Annotated in this window: 19 protein-coding genes and 1 pseudogene; 2 read left to right on the top strand and 18 right to left on the bottom strand. The window is 36.5% G+C overall.

Features of this window, described 5'->3' with window-relative positions; genetic code table 11:
* Nucleotides 1-24: 24 nt before the first annotated feature.
* Nucleotides 25-717 carry a hypothetical protein gene (locus MKY17_RS01880; protein WP_098373506.1) on the bottom strand — a complete coding sequence of 231 codons (693 nt, stop codon included), beginning with the start codon at nt 715-717 and terminating at the stop codon, nt 25-27.
* A 1,730-nt stretch (nt 718-2,447) separates the two neighbouring features.
* Here MKY17_RS01880 and MKY17_RS01875 point away from each other — a divergent pair.
* Nucleotides 2,448-2,795, top strand: coding sequence for a hypothetical protein (locus MKY17_RS01875; RefSeq protein WP_098373504.1), 348 nt, complete (start codon nt 2,448-2,450; stop codon nt 2,793-2,795).
* 228 nt (nt 2,796-3,023) lie between these two features.
* Here the strand turns inward: MKY17_RS01875 and gnd are convergent, their stop codons facing one another.
* The 5 genes and pseudogenes from gnd to MKY17_RS01850 form a co-directional block, all read right to left on the bottom strand.
* Entirely contained in the window at nt 3,024-4,427 is a 1,404-nt protein-coding gene (gnd, locus tag MKY17_RS01870; protein ID WP_098373503.1) for a decarboxylating NADP(+)-dependent phosphogluconate dehydrogenase, read from the bottom strand.
* A 77-nt stretch (nt 4,428-4,504) separates the two neighbouring features.
* Nucleotides 4,505-5,851 (bottom strand): GntP family permease, encoded by a 1,347-nt coding sequence (locus MKY17_RS01865; RefSeq protein WP_076372451.1) that lies wholly within the window; start codon nt 5,849-5,851, stop codon nt 4,505-4,507.
* An 18-nt stretch (nt 5,852-5,869) separates the two neighbouring features.
* Nucleotides 5,870-7,414: a gluconokinase gene (gene gntK, locus MKY17_RS01860; RefSeq protein WP_098373502.1), complete on the bottom strand. Its 1,545-nt coding sequence runs from the start codon at nt 7,412-7,414 to the stop codon at nt 5,870-5,872.
* Nucleotides 7,407-8,138, bottom strand: coding sequence for a GntR family transcriptional regulator (locus MKY17_RS01855; protein WP_098373501.1), 732 nt, complete (start codon nt 8,136-8,138; stop codon nt 7,407-7,409). The genes gntK and MKY17_RS01855 overlap by 8 nt, the downstream gene beginning before the upstream one ends.
* Before the next feature lie 145 nt (nt 8,139-8,283).
* Nucleotides 8,284-8,475 (bottom strand): annotated as a pseudogene (locus MKY17_RS01850) (DDE-type integrase/transposase/recombinase); the annotation flags it as partial.
* A gap of 171 nt (nt 8,476-8,646) precedes the next feature.
* On the opposite strand from MKY17_RS01850, the gene MKY17_RS01845 reads away from it, so the two are divergent.
* Nucleotides 8,647-8,856, top strand: a complete 210-nt coding sequence (locus MKY17_RS01845) for a hypothetical protein (protein WP_185150941.1) — start codon at nt 8,647-8,649, stop codon at nt 8,854-8,856.
* 2,114 nt (nt 8,857-10,970) lie between these two features.
* Here the strand turns inward: MKY17_RS01845 and MKY17_RS01840 are convergent.
* The 12 genes from MKY17_RS01840 to MKY17_RS01785 all read right to left on the bottom strand — a co-directional run bounded on the left by MKY17_RS01840 (nt 10,971) and on the right by MKY17_RS01785 (nt 24,202).
* Entirely contained in the window at nt 10,971-11,678 is a 708-nt protein-coding gene (locus tag MKY17_RS01840) for a hypothetical protein (RefSeq protein WP_098373498.1), read from the bottom strand.
* A gap of 729 nt (nt 11,679-12,407) precedes the next feature.
* Nucleotides 12,408-13,739, bottom strand: a complete 1,332-nt coding sequence (locus tag MKY17_RS01835; RefSeq protein ID WP_098373497.1) for a peptide MFS transporter — start codon at nt 13,737-13,739, stop codon at nt 12,408-12,410.
* Nucleotides 13,740-14,172: 433 nt separating this feature from the next.
* Entirely contained in the window at nt 14,173-14,808 is a 636-nt protein-coding gene (locus tag MKY17_RS01830) for a response regulator (RefSeq protein ID WP_098373496.1), read from the bottom strand.
* Entirely contained in the window at nt 14,805-16,145 is a 1,341-nt protein-coding gene (locus tag MKY17_RS01825; protein WP_286177228.1) for a HAMP domain-containing sensor histidine kinase, read from the bottom strand. Before MKY17_RS01825 ends, MKY17_RS01830 begins: the two co-directional genes overlap by 4 nt.
* Nucleotides 16,146-16,291: 146 nt before the next feature.
* Nucleotides 16,292-16,684: an SIS domain-containing protein gene (locus tag MKY17_RS01820; RefSeq protein ID WP_286177227.1), complete on the bottom strand. Its 393-nt coding sequence runs from the start codon at nt 16,682-16,684 to the stop codon at nt 16,292-16,294.
* A gap of 39 nt (nt 16,685-16,723) precedes the next feature.
* Nucleotides 16,724-18,208, bottom strand: a complete 1,485-nt coding sequence (locus MKY17_RS01815) for a hypothetical protein (protein WP_098373495.1) — start codon at nt 18,206-18,208, stop codon at nt 16,724-16,726.
* Nucleotides 18,209-18,299: 91 nt separating this feature from the next.
* Complete coding sequence (locus MKY17_RS01810) at nt 18,300-19,220, bottom strand: FTR1 family protein (RefSeq protein ID WP_098373494.1); 921 nt, start codon at nt 19,218-19,220, stop codon at nt 18,300-18,302.
* Nucleotides 19,221-19,276: 56 nt separating this feature from the next.
* Nucleotides 19,277-20,032, bottom strand: coding sequence for a hypothetical protein (locus tag MKY17_RS01805; protein ID WP_098373545.1), 756 nt, complete (start codon nt 20,030-20,032; stop codon nt 19,277-19,279).
* Nucleotides 20,033-20,081: 49 nt separating this feature from the next.
* The gene (locus MKY17_RS01800; RefSeq protein ID WP_057219526.1) at nt 20,082-20,882 is read right to left on the bottom strand and encodes a glycosyltransferase family 2 protein; all 801 of its coding nucleotides are present in this window, start codon (nt 20,880-20,882) and stop codon (nt 20,082-20,084) included.
* Nucleotides 20,879-22,345 (bottom strand): alkaline phosphatase family protein, encoded by a 1,467-nt coding sequence (locus MKY17_RS01795; protein WP_098373493.1) that lies wholly within the window; start codon nt 22,343-22,345, stop codon nt 20,879-20,881. Before MKY17_RS01795 ends, MKY17_RS01800 begins: the two co-directional genes overlap by 4 nt.
* Nucleotides 22,342-23,271, bottom strand: coding sequence for a lysylphosphatidylglycerol synthase transmembrane domain-containing protein (locus MKY17_RS01790; RefSeq protein ID WP_098373492.1), 930 nt, complete (start codon nt 23,269-23,271; stop codon nt 22,342-22,344). Before MKY17_RS01790 ends, MKY17_RS01795 begins: the two co-directional genes overlap by 4 nt.
* Entirely contained in the window at nt 23,255-24,202 is a 948-nt protein-coding gene (locus MKY17_RS01785) for an NAD-dependent epimerase/dehydratase family protein (protein WP_098373491.1), read from the bottom strand. The genes MKY17_RS01790 and MKY17_RS01785 overlap by 17 nt, the downstream gene beginning before the upstream one ends.
* Nucleotides 24,203-24,278 lie beyond the last annotated feature (76 nt).

Below are 24,278 nucleotides of genomic sequence, written 5' to 3'. Positions count from 1 at the left end.
TATTATCATTCTCTTTTTCGCCTGCTAGATTCTCACAACGGATTTTTTAATGGTTTTACCATTAATGCTCATATATCCTGGCAGCAGGATGTCCGTAATGTTCCCGGATATTTTGCTATTGAGGGCTCTTATGTACAAGTCTTCTCTGAAGACCTCATTCATTTTCACTTCCTGTAATTTATATAAAGGAGTATCGTATGTTTTACTGTATTCTTGAAAGAAATACTGAAAAAGGGCACGCAAAATCCCTCTTTCCTGCTCCCTCCCTTCCATAATCTCGTTTTTTATAAAATCCCACAAAGATGAAATGTTTTCATATTGCACACCACAGACAATAAATTCCTGCACTGAGCCGCCCTTGAAGATTCCTTTCAAGGAATTTTTAGTCGTTTCTGATAATTGTTGAACAGCTTCGTAAAGTTCTTCTGCTTCCCGATAGTCTGCTCTTCTCTTTTGCAATTCATTAAAATAGGATTCAATTTTCTCATTTAGTTGGTGGATCATTATTTGGCACTCACTAATTTCCTCTTTTTTCGACTCAATCTCTTGCTGAAGCTTTGCAATTTCCTTTTCTTTTTCTCTCAGTTGCTCCTTAGGTACCCCCATTTGACTAAACGAGCCCGCTTCTACTATTTCTTTTATCTTTTTAATGACCCTTTCGTCTTGAAGGGAAACCATTAATGCCTCAATAAAATCATCCTCTAGTTCTTTATTCATCTTTACACTCCTTTCAAAGTGTTACCCAACCATGAATAGCAACATAAGCTTGCTCTGCTGTTTTTGTACCAAATATACCTTCTCTGCCCATATAGACTTTTTAAAATAGTCCGCCTGCGCTTTCAGATAAAAATTTTCTTCTTCAATATTTACTGTTCGATATAATCTATTTGCACATCACTTTTAGCAACTTTCCGCTTTATTATTCTGTATATGCATGAAAGGTTTGCCCCTTTTTTTCAAAAGAAAAATCCCCTCCCAGATAGACTGTTAGGAGAATACAACCATAACTTATATTATAAGAAAGCAGTAGTGAGATTACTTTTTTCCATCAAAGATACGTATATAACGTATTAAAGATGTATTGATAATATGATGCTTACTTTCACTTTTTACAATAAAATACTCACAGTGTTCCATCCTTTTTAGGACTTCTTGTAAAACATCTTCTTTTTTACTACACAATCCTTTTTTTATTTTCTCCCACTTAACATCAGCGTCAAGAGTATAACAAACATAGAATTCCTTTAACAGGTTAATCTTCCCCTTAAATGCTTTAGTTTCTTAACTGTTTTTAGTTTGATAAAATCCTTACAAGAAATAAAAAGCTAAAGACAAATTACGATAACTTTATTTAGATACCCATCTGTTGTATACAAGAATATTTTGTTTAATATCTAATTCAATAATTTGCAGAATCAAATCATGTACATCCTATTTAATTTTTCCTCACTCCGATATAATGCCTCATAAGTACCACTTAATAATATTCGGTATGATCATATTGTTTAAGTGGGTTGAAATAACTAGGGTTAAACCTACTGATTACTGGATAAAAATTACGTGAGGAATTACTTGCAGTTACATTGTTTTTAAAAGTGACGGTAACATTTCTTTTCACCCAGGCAGTTCTTTAATGTAGGAGTAGAATTGAAAGAAATCCAACAAAAGGCCACCCTTCAGTAAACTGTGGGAGGCCTTCAACTTTAAAGATATTCACATGTTAGGTGAGCACTCATTCCTGAATCCCCGTCCCCCCTATATTAAGGGATTTGAGCGATGATACACATGCTCCCATTCATATTTAAATAAAGTAAGTAAATGCAATATTATTAGGAAGAGGACAAATCCGAACAAAAAAAGCCCTTCTCTTTTGAGATGGCCTATGAGCAATCGCTTAACTTTTAAAAGGCTTTGCTTGATGCTAGTGGGTTCTTGATTGTTCGCATACATCGGAATAGGAACGACCATGTTTGTATGGGAGCTTAAACAAATTATCCATAACATCAGTAACACAATCTTCGCAATAATAATTGACGAACTCCCTACCTTGCTCAAAAATTGGTGTCATCGTATCTATGTCAGCCCATTTAAAACAGTAAATACACATTTGCCTCATGATATATCACTCCTTTATTATTTGAAAATAATTGGTAATAATCAAAAGAAGAATATGTGCTACTTATCGACTTATTCATGAAACGATACACTTTCGTAAAGAACCCCTAACATAATTAAGGTAGCAGGGGGAATAAACTGCTATAAACCGATATCCTTTATATACCACTTATACTGAGTATTAAACCTACCAAAAAACATTATCTTTCACACCAAGACTTTTTCTCTTTTAGTAGAAGTTCTCCCAGGGTTCAAATTTGTGTTTACTCCGTTTGCTGATTGGAAATAACATAATAAATCTTTTAACTATAATCAGAGTAGGAGTGATATTTATGACAAGGCGTTCCAACAAAATCAAACATAAAGCAAAAACTACTTTGAATAAAGTAAAGACTAATATTAAGGAAACATTATTTAATATCGCAGACATTCCATCAACATCTGTACAACAATTGGCTGATTTTATACAACATCACCCTGATGCAAAAGTCACCAAGAAACAAATGCTTGGAATTTCCTATGCCTTCTATATTTTAGAAACAGAAGGGTATAATTATTATTTAGAAACCAATAAATCTAAAATTTTGCAGTTGGATGGACATTATCAGGATAAAAAAATTGTATCTTATCGATCATATAGGGATTATTATCAATTGAATGCACCAATTAAAATGCCATAACTAAAATTTCCTCCTCTTTAATTACTGCCTGCGGGGTCTCCCTTGGACACGCTTTTCCCGCAGGAGTCTCGCACACCCCCTCCAATAACTTTGTTTTAATATATAGATAGACCCACTTTTGTTACATAAGAAAAAGAGCTGCCAAAGCAACTCTCTTATTGAAGTAAAGTACCTGTCTCAGATTCATGAACGGTTATTGAAAAACGACTGTGTCTTTGTCACTTTCCATCACTGCCAGTTTGTGTGAAAGACTCCTGCCAAATCACGTCGTTCATAAGTATGTGCACCAAAATAATCACGTTGTGCTTGCAAAAGGTTAGCATTTGAGATGCCTTTTCGATAACTATCGTAATAAGTGAGTGAAGCGCTTAAACATGGAAACGAGATACCGGAATTTATTCCCTCACAGACAACCTTTCGCAATCCTACCTGGTAATCCGTAACCTTTTCGGCAAAATATGGTGAGATTAATAAATTAGCCAGATTCGGCTGCTCTTGATAGGCTTCGCTAATGACGTTTAAAAATTCTGCACGAATGATGCAGCCACCACGGAAAATCAGCGCAATATCCTTTAAAGGCAAATCCCAGCCGTAAAGTTCGGAAGTCATTTTATATTGAGTAAAACCTTGCGCGTATGCACAAACTTTTCCCATATATAATGCCTGTCTAATATAGTCAATCCACTCATTTTTATCTAATTTTTGCTGATCGTTCTCAGGGCCTGTTAGAATATTTTCTGCATTAACCCGTTCTTCTTTTAAAGCGGAAATGTAGCGAGCAAACAAAGACTCAGTAATAATCGATGCTGGTATTCCGTTATCAATAGCTTGCATGCTGGTCCATTTGCCTGTACCTTTTTGTCCTGCTTTATCAAGAATCACATCGATCAAGGGTAAGCCGGTTACTTCATCTTTTTTCCTTAAAATTTCAGCAGTGATTTCGATTAAATAACTTTTCAGTTCGCCTTGATTCCATGTTTCAAAGATGTCAGCAATTTCATGAACTTCCAAATGCAACTTTTCTCTTAAAAATGTATAGGCTTCGGCGATTAATTGCATATCTGCATACTCAATCCCGTTATGTACCATTTTTACAAAATGACCTGCTCCTTTTGGACCGATATAGGTACAGCAAGGATCATCATTTACTTGTGCTGCGATTTTTGTCAGAATCGGAGCTACTTTTTCATAGGCGTCTTTATCTCCACCCGGCATGATTGAAGGTCCCTTTAATGCCCCGACTTCTCCACCAGAAATACCAATTCCCAAATAACTGATTCCTTTAGATTTCAATTCATCATATCTGCGTTCAGTATCTTCGTAATGGGAGTTACCGCCGTCCATGATTATATCGCCTGATTCAAGATGAGGAAGCAATGAATTGATCACCGAGTCGATCGGCTTACCCGCAGTCACCATTAGAAAAACCTTTCTTGGAGTTTCAAGTGACTGAACAAAGTCTTGGATTTCGTAATACGGATGGAGCGACTGACTATCCAATTCAGCTACAAGCTGATCCGTTAAATCTCTTGTGTAGTTATAGACAGCTACTCGTTCCCCTTTACTAGCCATATTTAAAGCGATATTACTGCCCATTACCCCTAAACCAATGACACCAATTGTATTGTACATTTATTTCTGCTCCTTCTATGTAAGAATAATAGGCAGTAAATCCCTGCCATAGTGGGGGATTTACTGCCAGGAAAGGCTTATACAAATAAGCTTAGTAATAGAATAAATCCTAATCCAGCTACTGAAATGATCGTCTCAAGCAAGGTCCACGTTGCAAATGTTTCTTTCATGCTTAAACCAAAATACTCTTTAAACATCCAGAAACCAGCATCGTTAACGTGTGAAGCAATTAAACTTCCCGCTCCTGTAGCAAGCACAACTAGAGCAAGGTTAACGTCCGTCTGACCTAACATCGGAATTACTAAACCAGCTGTCGTTAAGGCAGCAACGGTAGCAGATCCTAAGGAAATACGCAGGATTGCCGCGATGATCCAGGCAAGCAAGATTGGTGATAATGATGTTCCTTTAAACAATTCAGCTACATAGTCACCTACACCGCCGTCGATCAATACTTGCTTGAAGGCTCCTCCGCCCCCTATGATTAAAAGCATCATTCCGATATGCAAGATTGCTGATGTACAAGATTCCATAATATCTTTCATTGGAATCTTTCTTGCTAATCCCATTGAATAGACCGCAAATAATAAGGAAAGCAACATGGAAGTACCGGCCTCACCAATAAAACGGATAGCTGCTAGTAGACCATTATCTTCAAATCCCATTGTTTTTTGCATCAAAGTGATAATCGTAGCAATTGACATTAATATAACCGGAAGTAAAGCAGTAAATACACTGATCCCAAATCCAGGTGTTTCTTCAAGTTTAAATGATTTTTGTTCTCCTAAAGAAGCAATGCTGCCTGTTTTCGTAAATGATTCAGGTACTAATCTTTTAGCTATCTTCGTAAATACTGGTCCAGCTAAAATAACGGTTGGAACCGCAATAATGAAGCCGTAAAGTAAAACCTGACCAATGTCAGCACCATATTCACCAGCGATAACGGTTGGTCCTGGGTGCGGCGGTAAGAAACCGTGTGTTACCGATAATGCTGCAACCATTGGAATACCAAGATACAATATCGAAACTTTCAATTCCCTTGAAATTGCAAATACGATTGGAATTAATAATACTAATCCCACTTCAAAAAACAATGCGACACCGATAATAAATGATGCTGCCACAACTGCCCATTGAATATTCTTTTCACCGAATTTTTTAACAAGGGTCATGGCAATGCGCTGCGCGCCGCCTGAATCTGCGATCAACTTACCCAACATCGCTCCAAGTCCAAAGATTAACGCTAAGTGACCAAGTGTCCCGCCTAATCCAGCTTCAATGGTTTTGACAATTCCATCAAGTGGCATCCCAAGTGCTAAAGCCACTCCAAACGATACAATGATCAAGGAAATAAAGGTGTTTAATTTTAAGCCCATTATTAAAATTAATAAAGCGACAATTCCTAAAGCGACAATAACTAATGGCATTGTAATTCCTCCATGTCTTTACTTTGTAGCATTTATTAAGTTTCTTTGATAATTCGCAATCTGTGTATATTCGTTTTCCAATCCCCTTGATAGGTTAATGAAAATCGGCAGTAGTTGCCTATATTCTTTTACAGAATCATCTTTCGGTGTGTGCTTGTGGGTATTGCCTATCATTTCAGAAACGACTTCGAAGGAATCAATTTCCCCGGTGGCATATAACCCCAATATACAAGCACCCAGGCACGAACTTTCGTAGCTTTCTGGAACCACGACTTCCGATTCGAAAATATCGGACATCATTTGCCGCCAAACAGCCGACCTTGCGAAGCCTCCCGTAGCTTGAATTCGGGTCACGGGACCGTCCATACATTCGGTTAAGGCTAAAAATACTGTATATAAATTGTAAATGACTCCTTCTAGAGCCGCTCGAATCATATGTTCTTTCTTATGCGAGAGTGTTAATCCGAAAAATGAACCCCTTACGTCCGGATTCCATAATGGTGCACGTTCACCTGCAAGATATGGATGGAATAACAATCCATCAGCGCCTGGTCTTACACGTTCGGCAATCTTGGTCAAGACTTCATAAGCGTCGATTCCGAGTCTTTTAGCCGTTTCTACCTCGGAAGAAGCAAACTCATCGCGAATCCAGCGAAGGACCATCCCGCCATTGTTTACCGGCCCGCCAATCACCCAATGCTTTTCCGTTAGGGCATAGCAAAAGATTCTTCCTTTTTCGTCTGTTTTCGGCTCGTCAATAATCGTCCGAATCGCACCGCTTGTCCCAATCGTGACAGCGATTTCGCCTTTCCGGATAGCGTTTACACCTAGGTTTGAAAGGACACCATCACTTGCCCCAATGACAAAGGGGGTTTGTGGATCAATCCCAATCTGTTTGGCTAAATTCGGGTCACAGTTGTTAAAGACCTTTGTTGTTGGTACGAGTTCAGATAATTGCCCACGCGTTATTCCGGCAATTCTTAGGGCTTCCTCATCCCAATCCAAATTTTTGAGATTCATCATGCCCATCGATGAAGCAAGGGAATAATCGACAACATATTGATCAAATAACTTTTTAAAGATATATTCTTTAATCCCGATGTACTTTTTAACATTGGTTGCGATCTCTGGGTGATCATTCACGATCCAGGTGATTTTGGATAATGGTGACATTGGGTGTATCGGTGTTCCGGTCCGTTTGTAAACTTCATGCCCATCTAATTCATCTTTTATTTTATGGGCCCAAGCTTCACTGCGATTATCTGCCCAAGTGATACAACGGGTCAGCGGCTGGTCATTTTCATCCATGGCTATAACACTATGCATCGCACTGCTAAATGAAATAAAAGATATCTGTTTATCTGAATGCTGTTTCGTTATATTTGTAAAGGCTTTCAAAACGGCCTGAAAAATCTCTTCAGGGTCCTGTTCCGCTGTTGTCATATCCGGTGTGTAAAGAGGATAACCAATATTCTCTTGCTGGATGACATCGCCTTTTTTAGTGAATAATACAGCTTTTGTACTTGTTGTACCGATGTCTACACCTAACATATAGCTAGTCATTTTCTTGTTCGACTCCTTTTGAAAGCATCTGTTGGGCCATCCATAAGTCTTCAACTTTCCCTTGAACATCATCAAAGTTTTCATGTAACGACTTAATCATGAGGTCCCGATTTTTTGTTCTGATCGCATCAATATAAAGTTGATGATTATTTATGATCCGTGTAAAGTCTTCATACTTTTCTTTAAAACGACTGCGCATGGATAGAAGAATCAAACTTTCCATCACAGGTTTTAAATTATCCCAGATCATCAGGATGTAGGAATGATCGATGGACCGAATGATCGTTTCGTGGAATAGGACATCCTGATAGGAAAACTCATCAGCATCTCGGTATTTTATGGAAATTTTCATCATTTCCAGTATTTTACTAAGTTCCATCACTAATTCATTCGTTTCCATCTTTACTAGACGTTCGAATACAAACGTTTCGATGAGTATACGCACATCATAAATTTCTGCATATTTTTTTTCTGTTAAACCAATGACAACCGCACCCATTCTTTCCAATCGGATGATATTTTCAGAGGCCAATATTTTTAACGCTTCACGAACTGGTGAGCGGCTTACACCGAAATCGGCAGCTATTTTATTTTCAGATAGGATGGCACCGCTTTCAATCATCCCCGAAATAATACGCATTCTAAGCTCGGATGTTACGCGATCACCAGCTGAAGCTTTTGAAAGCCATTTTACAGGATATAGAAACTCCTTTGATTCAGCCATAAATTCACCTTCTAATAGAGTTCAAGTACACTTGTATACAAGTATTTTATAATAAAGATAATGAATAATGCAAGCATTTTGAATGTAACCGGATACTGGTTAATATAGTTAAAGTTTGTTGGGATTTTAGAAGGTTCTGGTGCAAAAATAACTTATGAATGAATCCAACCTCATTTTGGGCAGACTTTGCCCGTTGATGAGGTTGGTTTTTTTTAACCCTATGCATAGCTTCGATACCACACAAAATATAATCGCTGTTCGAAACGATTTCAATCCCCACATGGAACGGATCCGTTTTTATAAAACGATGATCTTATTCCACAATGTTGTTCAGATACAGTTCCGGTAATATCAGGATTATTGCTTTCCACTTCAATCATTGGAGCGAATTTCGTTGACAATACTAATCTAGTTATTTTATTCATGTGTATCGCCTTTTTTGGAGACGGTTTCGCTTCAATCCCCTGGGTGTTTGTTTCATTGCTTGCCCCAAAAAGGCTGATTGGGATTGCTGGAGGTATCTTCAATTTCATTGATGGTACAGCATCAATTATTATACCGATTGTCAAAGAGCGGTGATTTTGCTCCTGCACTTACCTTTATTGCTTGTATAACCTTTGCAGGAGCAATGTCCTACATTTTCTTGGTTGGTAAAATCGAAAGGGTTCAGGATTTTGCTGATTTTGATTTACGGAATGGTAAGAAGTTATCGAGCTAATTATAAATGCGTAGAAAATCTACAAACAACAAAGCAGTGCATCCCGAAAATTGGGATCACTGCTTTGTTGTTTGTAATTCAACATTAATATTAAACTCTTCGTTATGCTCGATATAGAAATCCTCTTTTGCAACTTGTATATAAGTTAAAAAAGCGTCATCATATACGTTATTTACATTCTTATCTGAATCTTTATTTTAATACCCCACTAACAAAGCTAAAGTTACCGACTTATTACTAGTAAGGTAAAAAATCAAGCCATCATAAAAATATATCTTTGCAACTTTATCTGAAAATCCTGCAATAATTACTGCATTGATATCAATTTTACCCAATAAGTGTGCCTGGCTAAGAATTTAGCCATATTAACTCTTTTCAATTTACTTATGTTTTACTACATCTTTTAGAAGCTTCTAATTTTGTCGATATCTACTCAGAATTTGTAGATATTTCTCGGGAAATTGTTGAAACTTGAAAATAATGATTCTGAATAGAATTTACACTTTCGATTTGATTGCCTTAGGTTTAAATAGTTATTAACACCCCAATATCGTAAAAGAGACTAAAAAAAGGTAATGAAACCTTTTTCTTATTGAAGTAATGTTTCGTAATGGGTTTTTTGTTGTTCATTTTTAAGCTATGACATATCGTTTGTCAGTGAGATGTTCATTTCACGCGTAGCTGCGAGTTCATTGATTAAAAAATTAAGCTCTCTTTTAATCGAATGAGAACATGGGTTAAATTGTCATATGTATCGGGTATCGCTATCTCTGTTTCATTGGTTCCATCTAATCTTTCTTTTTCATGATACAAGTGTCTCTTGCTTTATCGTTTAGGGGGTTGCCCGTATCGCGTAACGCTTTAAGCGTTTCGATATCGGATTGAACGAAGGGGAGTTAATTTCCATATTTTAACAACAATTATCCATTTCGCTCTACGTATTAAACTTACTTTCGAACATTGATTTTGCATCTCCACTTCTTTGCCACTTCCTTGGAAGAGGATGCTCATTCATTTGGATGTATATCTTGTCGCATATCGGACCTCCCTTTCTATAAAAGATAAAGGTTCTGTGGATTTATTTTCATGTTATATCGCCCAGCGATACGAAACACACAAAAGAACCGATAAGCACCTTTCTTAAGGAACACTATTAGGGACATGGATCTTGCTGGAGCTTCGAAACCGTTGTTTTAAGCTGAGAAATATCCTTTGTCTGTGGACGTTCATTTCAAGCGTAGCTGGAGTTCATTGGTTAAAACAATTAAAATCTCTTTTATTTGTTTGGAATCATGGGTGTTAAGTTGTCATATATATCGGGTATCGCTAGCTCTGTTTCATTAGATTCATCTAATCTATCTTTTTGTAGATACACAAGGTCTTTAGCTGTACCCTCTAGGGACTTGTCCGTATCGCGTAACGCTATGTGCGATTCGATGTCAGATTGAATAAAGATAGGCAACCGCCATCTTAAAAACTCATATCCGTTTCGGTCTAAGTTTTGACCATACTTTTGAACAGTGGGTGTTGCATTCCCACTTCTTCTTCCACTCCTTAGAAAAGAATACTCGTTCATTAGGATGTATATCATGTTTGCATATCGAACGCCGCTTTTCTATTAAACCTAAATGTTTCGAATTTATTTGCAAGTTATATCGCCGAGCGATATGAAACACACAAAAAAAAGAGCTGATCAATCCCTGTCTGGATCAACTCTAGTAAGGATGACTCTTGTTTTTGAATGCAAGTTCTTAACCGCCTCAACTCCCATTTTATCAAACTGCCTTTTTTGCTTGCTTCAAATTGTGTATTTTTGTTTTAGATGCATATCGCTTAAACAAATCTCCAATGAATTTCAATTGGGCCTTCGTTTGCCTTTGGTAGAACGTCCGATACATTGGTGTCCCGAGCTCTTACATAGCAGGTACCAAATCCTGTGAATTTGAAATATTTTTTCTTGATTATGTGTTTTAGCTACGCGAATCATATATGACACTATGATTTTTTATAAGTTTTGTGGATTCGCAACTCAATGCTTTTATCCATCATTATTTATTTAAAAAAGATTTATCAAATGTTTCTACAATACACAGCTAGGCAAAAAAACAGTCACCTTATTTTTTGAATATGGAGAAAAGCCCCCGCCATTTTTCGGAACGTTTTTGTATAGTCACTTCTAAACGTTTATTAAATTCATTTTGTGAACTCCATTCTTTTTTCTGTTCGTCCCGCATATTTTGTATTTCTTTTTGTAAGAGTTCACTTTTTTGTTTTTCTTGTTCCAGCAATGTTTCGTAATGGGTATTTTGTTGTTCAGTTAATTGTTCAATTTTAGCATTAGTTCTTTGCGCTGAATTTCCAATACTAGAACTTATAACATGATGATCCTGCTGGAGCCGGGAAACCTTTGTTTTAAGCTGTGACATATCGTTTGTCAGTTGGACATTCATTTCACGTGTGGCTGCGAGTTCATTGACTAAAAACATTAGGGCCTCGTTTAATTGATTGGGATCGTAGGGTAAATTTTCATATGTATCGGGTATCGCTATCTGTGTTTCATTGGATTCTTCTAATCTTTCTTTTTGTTGAGATACAAGGTCTTTAGCTGTATCGTCTAGGGGCTTGTCCGTATCGCGTAGCGCTATAAGCGCTACGATGTCAGATTGAACAAAGATACGTCGATCTCCATCTTTCAAAAACTCATATCCATTCCGCTCTAAGATTTGACCATACTTTCGAACAGTGGGAGTTGCAATCCCCACTTCTTCTGCCACTTCCTTGGATGAGAAAGCTCGTTCATTCAGTTGTATATCACGTCGCATATCGGACCTCTTTTCTATAACTAGTTGTATCTGTAGTCTACCTGACCTTAAATTTTCTGTCTAGATAAGTATAGCCTATCAAGAAGTTGTTAGGGATACCGATAAGATTTCCTTTTCCCTTCTTCTGTTTCCATCTAGGATTAGATCATCTATTCGCTTCCCTCCTTCTCTTGCATAGCCTCTATCTATCCTTATCCATTGTGGGTGTTACATCTGGTTGGGCCTGGTGCCTGGTCCCGTAGTGAAATGATTTTTCGGGCAAAAAAAATAGAAGTCCTTAGCATCCATTTTAAATACACACAATTATGTGCAGAGAGCTAATACTTTACAAAAGCTCTCTCTTTTATTGATGTTTAATTCCGAATCACAATTTAGCCTTTGCTTCTGATGAGCAAAGGCTTCTTTTTGATCAGTTTCTTCTATTATTTTTGATACTTACTATAGTCCGTATTATATAAATAACTTTATATGATGTGCACTTGTTTCATTACTGTTTTATGGGTGTGAGCAAGTTGGATGGATTTCTTGCACCGAAACCGGTTATCCATGGTATTCTCTTTAAAAGAAAGATGATTATGTTTCATAAGAGAATCATTCCTTTCTGGTTTGGGCCGTTGTGGTGACTCCTCTACCCCAGTTTGGACCGATTCTTTTATTTTTTTATACTAAATAAAAAAGCTCGACCCAAAAGGCACATTATGCGCCTTTTGGGTCGAGCTCCTTTTCTCATTATTTCATCAGCTTTGCTACTGGCTTCGAAAGAAGCAATAATACAATACCTAAACCAATTGTTACAAAACCAATTACACTGAAGATTTCCAGGTAACCTAAAGACTGTGTATATGCAGCTAATTGGCCGGCTACCATATTAGCCACCGCGGAACTTGCCAGCCATACTCCCATTAGAAGAGAGGCAAGCTTGATTGGAGCAATTTTACTTACCATTGATAAACCAACTGGCGAAATCATTAATTCGGCTAATGTATGAAGGAAATACGTTACAATCATAAACAGGATGTTTACTTTCAGCGCTGTATCGTTTCCTGTATACATAACAGCAGGAAGCAGTACTAAGAAACCTAAACCAACAGTGACTAAACCAAGAGCCATCTTCGTTGGAGTTTTTAAGTCACCGCGTTTTGAGCTGCCAAGCTTGTACCATAAAGCAGACATAATTGGCGCTAAAATCACGATGAATAATGGGTTCAATGATTGGAACCAAGCAGTTGGAACCTCAAAACCAAATACATTCCGATCAATTTGGTCATTAGCATACAATGTCAATGAACTTCCTGCCTGCTCGAAAGCGGCCCAGAACGCAATAACGAAGACTGCCAAAATCACGATTGCCGCTGTACGTTTTTGTTCTCTTTTCGTTAACGGTGCAGCTGATTTTTGACCAGCTGTTACATCCGGTTTACCAGTAGGTTCTTTACCGATATCACCTAAATAGCGATTGCCTAATAAGTTGAAAACTAACTGCCCTACAATCATACCAATTGCCGCTGTCAGGAACCCATATTTATAGCTCATAAGTCCAACTACTAATGGTGCGAAGAAAGCCCCAACGTTAATACCCATATAGAAGATGGTGAAAGCTCCATCACGACGCGGATCGTTGTCTTCATAAAGATCACCAACAATTGTCGAGATGTTTGGTTTGAAGAAACCATTACCGATAATCAATAAACCAAGACCAATGTAAAGCGCTGTCAAACTCTGACTTGCGAATAGCGAAAAGTTACCAAGCGCCATTAAAATACCACCAATCGTGATCGCCAATCTTCTGCCTATGAAACGATCAGTTAAGTATCCGCCAATCATTGGCGTAATATAAACGGCACCAGTAAAGAATCCGTATATGCCCATAGCCGTAGATTTGTCGACTCCAAGCCCGCCATTTACAACAGTTGCTGTTAAGTAAAGAACGAGAATTGCTCTCATTCCGTAATAACTGAAGCGCTCCCATGCCTCAGTCGCGAAGAGCATATACAGTCCAGGAGGATGCTTTTTTCTGGACTGGTTTGGCTGCTGAACATCATTTTTTAAAATTGCTTGCATAATAAAGTCCCCCTAAATATGGTTAAATATTAAACCATCCACAAATCGTTTACATTCACAAAATAATTGCATGGTTTTTATTTTATTATTGATTCGTTCGTTCCACCTACGCCTAATACGATGATGGCCACGCATGCCATCCAACCCACCATAGGTAAGCGTTTACATTTTTTAATCTTCGCTCTGGTGCAAAAAGAATCAGATAGCAAAATCCAAATGAACATTAACTAATAAATACATTCATATTATTCGAAGAAGTTAAATGAAAGCATGTAAATTTTAAAGAATTTTTAGTGTTGTAAAATAATTTTATATTATCAGAAAATATAAAAATACAGAAAAAAAAGAAAAAAAGTCTTGCTGCATTAGCGGTCTGTGTTGCAACGGAGACGCCCATTATAATAAAAAAACTGCCTTGTATTAAGGCAGTTTTTTAGTCAACAATCCATTGATATAAATTTTTCGGTCTTCCTATTTTTTGATAACTCACAATAATTTCTACTTTTCCTTCATCAAGTAAATGCATAATATAGCGATAGACGGTCGGATAAGCCAAACCAACTTCTTTAGAAATTGTATCAACGGAAAAAGGTTCACGATTAGAGTGTAAAAAATCACTAACGTGACAGAGTGTTCTCTTACTAATTCCCTTTGTTACAAATACATTCTTTTCTTCACTGGATTTTTGCTGCGTAGCTGATTGAGTTAATTTTGCAAGGCGTGCATGCAGTTGAATTCTTGAAATCAAATCAGGCGCTTTTACAGGCTTTAATGCAAAATCTGTTGCGCCTGCTTCAAGAAAGCGATCAGCAATTTCCTGTCGTTCATCGACTGTTAATACAAGTATCGGAACATCAGCATTAAGGTTACGAAGCTCACCCACTGTTTTTATTCCGTCCATTTCCGGCATATGATAATCAACTAAAACAACATCTGCTCCTTTTTCTGCAAACACATTTAACCCTTCTTTTCCGTTGTTTGCCGTATCTACATTCCAGCCGGCAAATTCACAAATTTCACTTAGCATATATTGAATTGATGCATCATCATCAATGACTAAGATGTTCATCTTGACACACTCCTCTCAGCTAGTTTTATCCAAATTATTGTCCCGTGTCCAAGCTTGCTGTCAATTTCTAAAAATGCACCATGTCCTTTAGCAACTTGTTGTACGAAAGCTAAACCCATCCCTGGATGCGATTTTGTACTAAACCCAGCTTTCCATATTTTCTCCTGCTCTTTAGGTGAAATCCCTTTCCCATTATCTGATACACCCAACCAAAGTTCATTTTCATAGGTTTTTATCTTAAGCAAAATATTTCCATCTTCTATTCCATTCACTGCATCGTAAGCATTGTCAATTAAATTCACTAATGCCCTTGTCATTCGGATTTTATTAATTAAAATTTTAATTTCAGGATCTGTTTGAAAGTCTACTTTCAGATTAAGATTTGTCCCGCTCAGTCTGCTTGCTTCCACGTATCCAACTAAATCTTTTATACGGCACCAATGTTTTTTATCATCATATAAAATCTCAGAAATCATGTCGCTAACAGAATGAATCGATGATGAAATTTTTTGACAATATTCTTTAATTTTAGAATCGTCCACTTTCAAACTAATTAAAGAATTTAGCCCCTCAATTGCTGTGAGAGGTGTTTTTAAATCATGGACCAGATATAGTGCTTCTCGTCCTGATCTTGACTGCATTGCTTCTAATTGCGCATAATGAAGCTCTTGTTTTATCCGCCACTTTTGTTCAGCTAATGAAAAATACACAGCTAAAATAACAGCATTTATAACAAAAATTAAACACAAAGTTAAACTGTACAATGTTAAAGATTGCTCAAATCCAATTTGAACTGCTATATCTTTTAATTCCTTTGAAATCGACCCTTGGCCAAATCCATATTGGGATAAAGAAGGAATCTCATTCAGCCATTCAATCCCAAAGATTAATTGAGAACAAATAATTGTTTTAATAATTGGCTTTAGCCTATCCTTTTCAAAGGCTTGCAATAATAAGATTGCTAACAACAATAACAACGCATATGCGCTAAATGAGTATGTTAAAGAATAATAAGCATTTATCACGATATAGTCGAGAGGAATAACAATAAGAGGAATGATAATTTTTAACCATGGACGGTTTAAACGATCACCGATTTCGTCTCCCAACAGCAGTGCACCAATATAATGAAACAAAGCCAAAACTGTATTTAAAGAAATTAACAAAAAAACGGCAAGCATTAACTTATTTCCTGTTTCTTCACCTTCTCTTAATGAAATAAGCAAATCAGTAAGACCAATTTCATCAGGACCCAACCACGATAGTAAGAATACCCCGAATAAAATTACTCCAATTTTCATCCATATTGTCCAAGACTTCATAAGACTAGCTATCATAATCATTTCACCTTTTATAGATTAATTTGCTTAGAATAGAATGGCATTCAAATAGCCGCCAATTAGTGTTCAATAGATGACAGCTGCCAGTTTAAATTTAGCTTGTACCCCATATTACATTGGATAAAATAATTGTTTTCTTAGTTTTAATAAGTAAACGTTATATTCTTTTCTATAAGTGTTTTTTCAAGTCTTTTCAACTTTTTAATCGATTCTTCTGATGACCGCTTACCAATTTCAATTACTATTGCATCTATTAATGCAATTATAGGTATTACTGAAAATTGTTCTTCACTAACCTCTACTTTCAACGTAACAGACGCATATGAAATAATTGGACATGAGATATGATCTGTTATCAATATAATTTTATTGCCTAGTTCATAGGTCAGCTTAACAGCTTCGATAATTCGATTAGTGTAGGGTTCGAATGCAAAAACCACTAAAGTTTCATCCTTTTCAAATTGCAAGATCCTGTCATAAATCACTTCCGTATCGTGGCCTAGCTGCCTTATCTTAGGATAGAATTCCCCAAGCAACAGTTCAAAATATAATGGTAATCACATTCTTTTAATAGCTTATTCATTTTTCCATTCATACAGCACAATATCGTTATATACCGGATCATAAATAGAATTAGAATGAAACTCTTTTATTTTTTTAATCTTACCAGTAAGGTTTATACCTTGTGCTTTAAACCCCTCTACTGCCTTATTCGTTATTAAAATCTTTCTGTTCTGATAATAGGATTTATCATGTAGAAAAACTTGATAAGTTTGTACCTTTTTATAGGGAGTTTTAATATTTAAGTACTGAAAAACCCTCGTCTCTTCCCAGGCATAAACAATGGCTGATTGATCGAGAGACTGTATATAGTTAGCTAGTTGAATTGTGGCTGGAGATTCGATCGCTTGTTGTTTAATCAACATAGAAGAATGATACGTTTGTGTAATTAATAGTAGACAACAAAGAATAAATATTACAGAGTTCCTTATCTTTTTTAATAAATTGGTCAATAGAACGAAAATAAAAAGTATGACTAAAGGAAGAATATGTCTAGGTTTATCAATATTTTGTGCAACAATAGCCCAGGTCAAATAACAAATGCCCATGATACATGCTAATTGATGAGAGAAATCTTTTTTTAGATTACTCCCTTTCAATTGATATATAAACAAACTAACAAGTATACCGTACAAAACGGCTAATAAAATCATTTGAGAGGAAACACCCGTCCATATTACATTATCAAGTACTAATATTTTCACCCTTTCTAGAAAGGATAAATCACTGGAAATAGCCGTGTTACCCCAATCGTTAAAATGACCGCTGGTAAAAGCCAAAGAAAGTTTAACGAAACCTCTCACACTTCCTTCAGAAAAAACAAGAGAAGCTACCCAAATTAACTGGCACATTATCGCCAATAAAGAATAACCAACTATTTGTTTATTCGTGTAATATTTTTTCTTCCATTTCTTATAAAATAGGAAAAGCAAACCGATTGCAAATGGCAGATAGGATAATCGTATTCCTAACAATATACTAAGAAACAATGGAGGCAAACTATTTACACCTATGCTCTGATCTTTCATCGCCCAATGAATACTCCAAAAATACCACCATAAGGCAGCTAGGGCGGCGCCTTCTGATATTGGTTGATTTACTATCACCATAACATAGGTCGAGGAGTATACTATTGAAATAATCCCTAAACTATATGATCTTGAAACATAATGCCTAGCCAATTTATACATTGGAAACAAAGCACTAAAGTAAAACAAAATATTAAAAGTAGTCAGTGAAGACACCTTATTATCGACAAATTGATGAATAAAATAACCGCCTAAAATAAAATAAGGGTACCCTGGGAAATGCGGTTGCATAGCCATCAAATCATATCGATCTAATGCAAGCGCATAATCCACCTGATCCCATGTAGAAGCAAAAGAATTGACATGAGTTAATTGAGTCCAAAATAGAAACATTATCGAAAATATGCTAATAAGAGCAATACCTATATTGAATATTTTAATTGGTGTAACCAGTTGATCTTTCCTTTTCATACTCAATCACCATTTTCTAATTAATTAGCCTTCACATGGAAAAAGCACAAGGAAAAAACCTTGTACTTTTTTATCAGAGGAGAAAAATAATTTATTTTGCCTGTGCTTTTAATTCTTTTTCCTGTTCGATCTTGTTGGTACTCTCATTGTTCCCATTTGACTTAAATGAAGTTAATAGATAGATACCAACAAAGTAACCAATATAGGCAATAACCTCTTCTAAAGATGGCATAGAAGAATATCCGAATAATGCTTTAAGGAAAATTCCAATATCTCCTGACAAAATGGGAGCCGTCCCGTGATCACGCAAATAGTGATCATAATCAATTGGATGTTCTGGAAGAAACCAAGTCAAATCATACAAATGCGGTATAACACTTCCAATAATATTTAAATCTTGCATTATCGAAATCGCTTGAACTAAAAGACCTGCCGCAATCAATATGATAAAAATGCCAGTTACTTTAAAGAACGTTTTAAGAGAAACCTTCATAGTTCCTTTAAAGAAGATATAAGAAACAATGGCAGCAATAATTACTCCAGTAATGGCACCCCAGCCTTTCATGGCAGCGCCAATATCTCCACCAGTAATTGCCGCAAAGAAGAAAACTGTCTCAACCCCCTCACGAAGGACAACCAGAAATGAGTGAATCACCATACCGACTACATTGCCCGTTGTAATAAAACGTTCCATCTTTCCTTCCATATTACCTTTCATATCTCTGCTGTGCTTAGACATCCAAAAAACCATTTGCGTTAACAACATAGCAGAAACCAGCATAATCCCTATCTTCAAATACATCTCGCTGCCCATTGAAGCAAAGCCTGTAAGTACAATCTGGAATAGCATCGCTACACCTACACTAGCAAGTACAGCAAGACCTGCCCCTAACCATACATACTTTGTAAAATGGTTTTGGCCCATTCTTTTTAGATACGTTGTAATGATACCAACAATGAGCAACGCTTCCAAGACTTCACGGAAGGTAATTAATAAAGCTTGTATCTCCACAGATTATTCTCCTCTCCCCATATAAGAAAATCTAAAGCGTTCTTAATAAACCTTTATTATTTGATTTTCTTTTTGCGAATCGTATAAATTACAACAGCTCCAATGATTACAACAATTATCATTAGCGGAAGCCAATTTCGTAAATTGGAGATATCTGTCCAATCCTTTTTTTTGGTACTAGTATTAGCGGAATCCCCTGTAAAATGTCCAACCTTCAAACTCTTTAAGTTAAATTCTTTTTTTAGTAAAGAAAATATTTTATCTTTACTCGCATCAAAGGCCTTCTTATCAGCCTCTTTTTGGCCAACGCCAAAAAGTCCTGGATTTCCTAATGAATTTAGAGCTATATCAAATTCTGATCTAATCTCTTTATCCATTTCAGGATTTCTTGCTTCAACTTTTGGTGATAAAGCTTCATATGTAGCAAATCCCTTTGCTAATAAACGCTTGCTTGTTTCGTACTCCGAGAAGTTTTCATCGATATTTTCCAAACGTCTTGCGATATTTAATACAAGGAGTTTATCCATATTATTAATCACTTGTTCTTTATCATTATTTTCAAGATTTTGAAGAATAACTTTTGTCGGCTCTGATCCCATATGCATGTCGACTTCTTCTTTGACTGTATTAAAATGATTTTCCGCTGTGACATAGTCTGGAGGATTTTTGTCTAGTTCAATAAGCATTTTTTTATATACTTCTGCCAATGCCTCTTCATTTGGGTCTCCATATGTATAGGCTTTGGCGGAAATTGGAAATGATTGAGTAAGAACAAATATTAACATAAAACAATAAATTAATAGTTTTTTCATATATAATCCTCCTACATGATAATAATGGTATTTATTATCATTTATTTTGTCAATTTCTATTTGCAATGAATACATTTCCCCATTTATCTTCCTCTAATTTATATGTATTCATATTCTTCAACTGATGAGCATTTACATCTATCTTTACTTTTTGAACCGGTCTTTTTACTTCTTTCCAAATGGCCGGAATCACGGATGATAGGTAGCCTCTGAAAGTAATGAATGATTCTCCCGTCGAACGAACTTGATATTGAATCGGGACTTCCTTCACTCGAAAACCCTTTCTGACGAGATTTAAGGTTAAAACCTGTGCGTAATTATAATTATGGACGATTTCTGCATGTTCAAGAGCTTGTTTTGTAAAAGCCCTCATCCCTGACTGACCATCATAAATCCACCTTCTGAGTAACAAACTCTGAACGAAAGTAAAAAAATAATTACCGAGACGGCGATGAAGTTTCATCCCATTTATAGTTCCCAAAAAACGGGAACCCATTGTATAATCAGCTTCTCCTTTAAAAATGGGTTCCAATAAATCTGGTATTTGGCTAGAGGGGTATTCTCCATCTGCATCAATCATGACCGCGATATCTGCACCTAATTCATAACTTTCCTTTAAACCTGAACGAACTGCTGCTCCTAGACCTCGATTTTTCTCGAAACTGACAATATAGTCAGCTCCAGCTTTTCTAGCCACATGGACTGTATGATCCCTTGACCCATCATCGATAACTAAAACTTTAACCTCGACCTGTTGATGGAAGTGTCTAGGAATGCTTTCGATGACTTCCCCAATGGACTCTTCCTCATTATAGGCTGGTAAAAAGACAATCACTTGCTGTTTTCTCATGCTTGTTCCTCTTTCTTCTCCCTAATTGCATCTAACAATACTTTTCCCCGGCTATGACTAGGGAAAGGCGCTCCCAACAAGTACGATATAGTTGGTGCCATGGACACGAGGCTCTGTTTTTCTTGGACTTTTTTCCCCTTTTCAATATGAGGACCATGAACAATAAATGGCACAAATCTTTCACCTTCATCTAAATGTCCATGTCCTCCAATCCCATCTGCTTGGCCATGATCAGCACAAATGAATAAAGTCGTATTGTCCATCTTGCCTTCCTTTTTCAGCCAAGAAACGAAATCTTCAATTAACACATCAGCTTCATGGATTTTTTGCAAATATTCATCATAAAAAACTCCCTGGCTGTGACCGGTTTGATCTGTCCCAATCATTTGAACAACGAACAAATCGGGGTCCTGCTCTTTCATGATTTTCTTTGCCCTTTCCATAATATTAGGGTCAGCTTTATCTTTATGCATAACCGCGGTAACGGTTTCTACATCATCCCCCATCGAATCCACCAAGTGGGCGATTCCAAGAAGTCTGCCCTTTTTGCCTACTTTTCTTAACGAATCAAAGATACTTTCAACATTAATCCCTAATTTCCATACCATATTGGAGGTAATTCCATGCTCGAATGGATAGGTCCCTGTGAACATCGAGCTAAAGCATACGACGGTTCTTGCAGGATAGACGGTTTCCATATTCATATATTCTGTGCCGTTATCTTTTAAAGAGTCTAAAAAGGGCGTATTTGCTTCATAAAAGCGTTCCTTTCTCATTCCATCCACTACAATCACAATGACTTTATCAGAAATGGCTTCTCCTGGTTGAGGCCCCTGATCTTTTGAGTATGTCTCATAAACTTTTGGTTTCCAATCAAATAAATAACGATGAAGAATGTAGGCAAACACGAGTATAAAAGCATAAAAAATCAAAAGTGATAGATTATTGATGACCCCATCAGCCCGATTAGTTTCAAAAACCATTTCCCAAATAGATAGGATTAAAAAAAACTTTGGCAATTGCTCCTGGGCGTTTCCACTAGTAGAATCACTATTTTTTAATACAAGTTTCCAAAAACGAGTGAAATTCAACCAAGAAGTCCCTATTCTCAAGTGATAATATAAAGTCCCCCAAAAGAATACCGTAAAAAAGAAGTAAAGGGCCATTGAAAATAAAAGAAGCCCTATATCAATATCTTTCCAAATGATTATAAAAATAACAAAAGGAATCCACAAATAATTCCTTAAAAAGAGTGGAAAATCAAAAACAAAATAGATGATTAATAAAGGAATTACATAAATGAAGGCAAACATTAGGTCTTGGACCGCTTGCAGCGAGCCCAAAATCGCAGCATGGAATAAAACCATGGTTCCTAAGACAAAAATCGGTGTAAATGGCTTTCCTTCATTTAATAAGTTCCAACAGCGTGCAGCGATTTTTTCAAATTTTGATGCACTTTTCACTTTCTCCTCACTCCTTTTATCCAAACCCACCCTTTCACTGTTTTAAAAGAGACAGGATAAATTAATATAACAACTGCTCCAGCCATATAAGAAAATAAGAATTTCATAAAATGGGTTATGACCGCAATCGTATACCCTTCTATCAGAGGAAATCCAAATAAACCAAGAGCAAATACAAGAAAACTTTCATAATTACCGATACCACCAGGTGTAATTTGGAATATCTGCCCAGCAATGGTGATACTATTTGAAAACACAGTTTCAAAAAATGACAGGTCTCCTTTTAGCGCGAGGACCGTACCATAAAGAATTCCGCCTTCTAAGACCCAACTAAAAAAGGTAACTAGTATGATAGCCAGACCATTTCTCCCTGAAAAAGCATTTTTAAGCAAAGAGATATGTCTTTTTAAAAAGGCAGGAAAATATTTATGTAAAACAGATAAAGTAATCATACAAAAGATACTACCGGCTATGATGCTCCATACAGGAAATTTAAAGCTTACATCCAGGCCTAACAGGCCTGTCAAGGTAATCCCTATTAAGCAGAGCATATCCAGAACCCTTAATACAACGACTGAATGTAAAGCTTCCTCATAGTTTACCTTGTCGTCCCTTACACTTAAGATTTGGACCCTCACTAGATCACCCACTTTTATAGGAAGTAGGTGATTCACTAATAAGCTATATAAAATCCCCAAAAGACATGTTGAAAAACGAGCCTTTCCTTTTAAATAAAGCTGCCAAGCCCATCCTTTTAAACAAAAGGAAAGGAAATAAACGATCCACATTATTACAAGCAAAAAAGGATGCTTAAATAATTCACTTATACCTTTCCATACCTGTTTCCCATCAAAATAATGAATGGTTAAGAAAACAAAAACAATAAGTATCAAAAAAGCAGGACCCAGCTTAAAGAATCGTCTCATTTTCCTTAGCCCACTTTACCGTTTCTGATAGTCCTTTTATAAAGTCTACTTTTGGTTCAAAACCTAACAATCGTTTGGCTTTCCCGATATCTGCCCACGTATTTACAACATCTCCCACGCGAGAAGCTTCTTTGTTTATTTTCATGTCAGGGAAGTTCCGTTTCAATTCAGCTAATAGAGTATCCATTAATATTGGTCTTCCCGATCCAATATTGATGACTTCACTTTTCAATAGTTGATTGATTGACAAATAAATGCCATTCACGATGTCATCTATGTATGTAAAATCACGTGCTCTTCCATCACCAAAGAGGGTGATTTCCTCCCCATTCATTAACTTTTTGATAAAACTACCAATTGCCATGTCAGGACGTCCCCATGGACCATAAACGGTAAAAAACCTCAATATATTCACCTGAAAACCATATAGATATTCATAAACATGACAATAGGATTCAGCCGAATATTTGGAGGCAGCATACGGGGAAATAACCTTTCCGTTCGCCATCTCCTCCTTAAAGGGTCCTGATTGATTTCCATAAACTGAGGATGAAGAAGCAAATACAATTTTGGAAACACCTGCCTTACCTGAAGCTTCAAGCACATTAATCGTTGCTTTAATATCATAATCGACATATTTAAGAGGTTCTTCAATTGAATAAGCAACACCAGGTAAAGCTGCTAAATGAACAACTACATGCGGAGAAATCTGTTTAAATATGGACTCCATTTCATCTCTATCCAAAAGGTCCTTTTGAATAAAGTGAAAGGATCCGAAACTCGCTACATGATCCAATTGTTTCTCTTTTCTTTTTGGTGAATAATACGGATGAAGACAATCTATGACATATACATCGTGATTTTCCTGAATAAGCCTTTTGACAAGATGACTCCCTATAAAACCGGCACCACCCGTTACAATAATCTTCATGTGAACACCCCATTGTTGTGAATCTTTATCACAACCAGTATAACTCTATTAGCATAGAAAAAAACCTTGTTATTTC

The sequence above is a fragment of the Peribacillus sp. FSL P2-0133 genome (genome assembly GCF_037975445.1).
Classification (GTDB): domain Bacteria; phylum Bacillota; class Bacilli; order Bacillales; family DSM-1321; genus Peribacillus; species Peribacillus simplex_E.
Note: the sequence above shows the minus strand (reverse complement) of the source record. Positions and strands in the feature narration are given on the sequence as shown.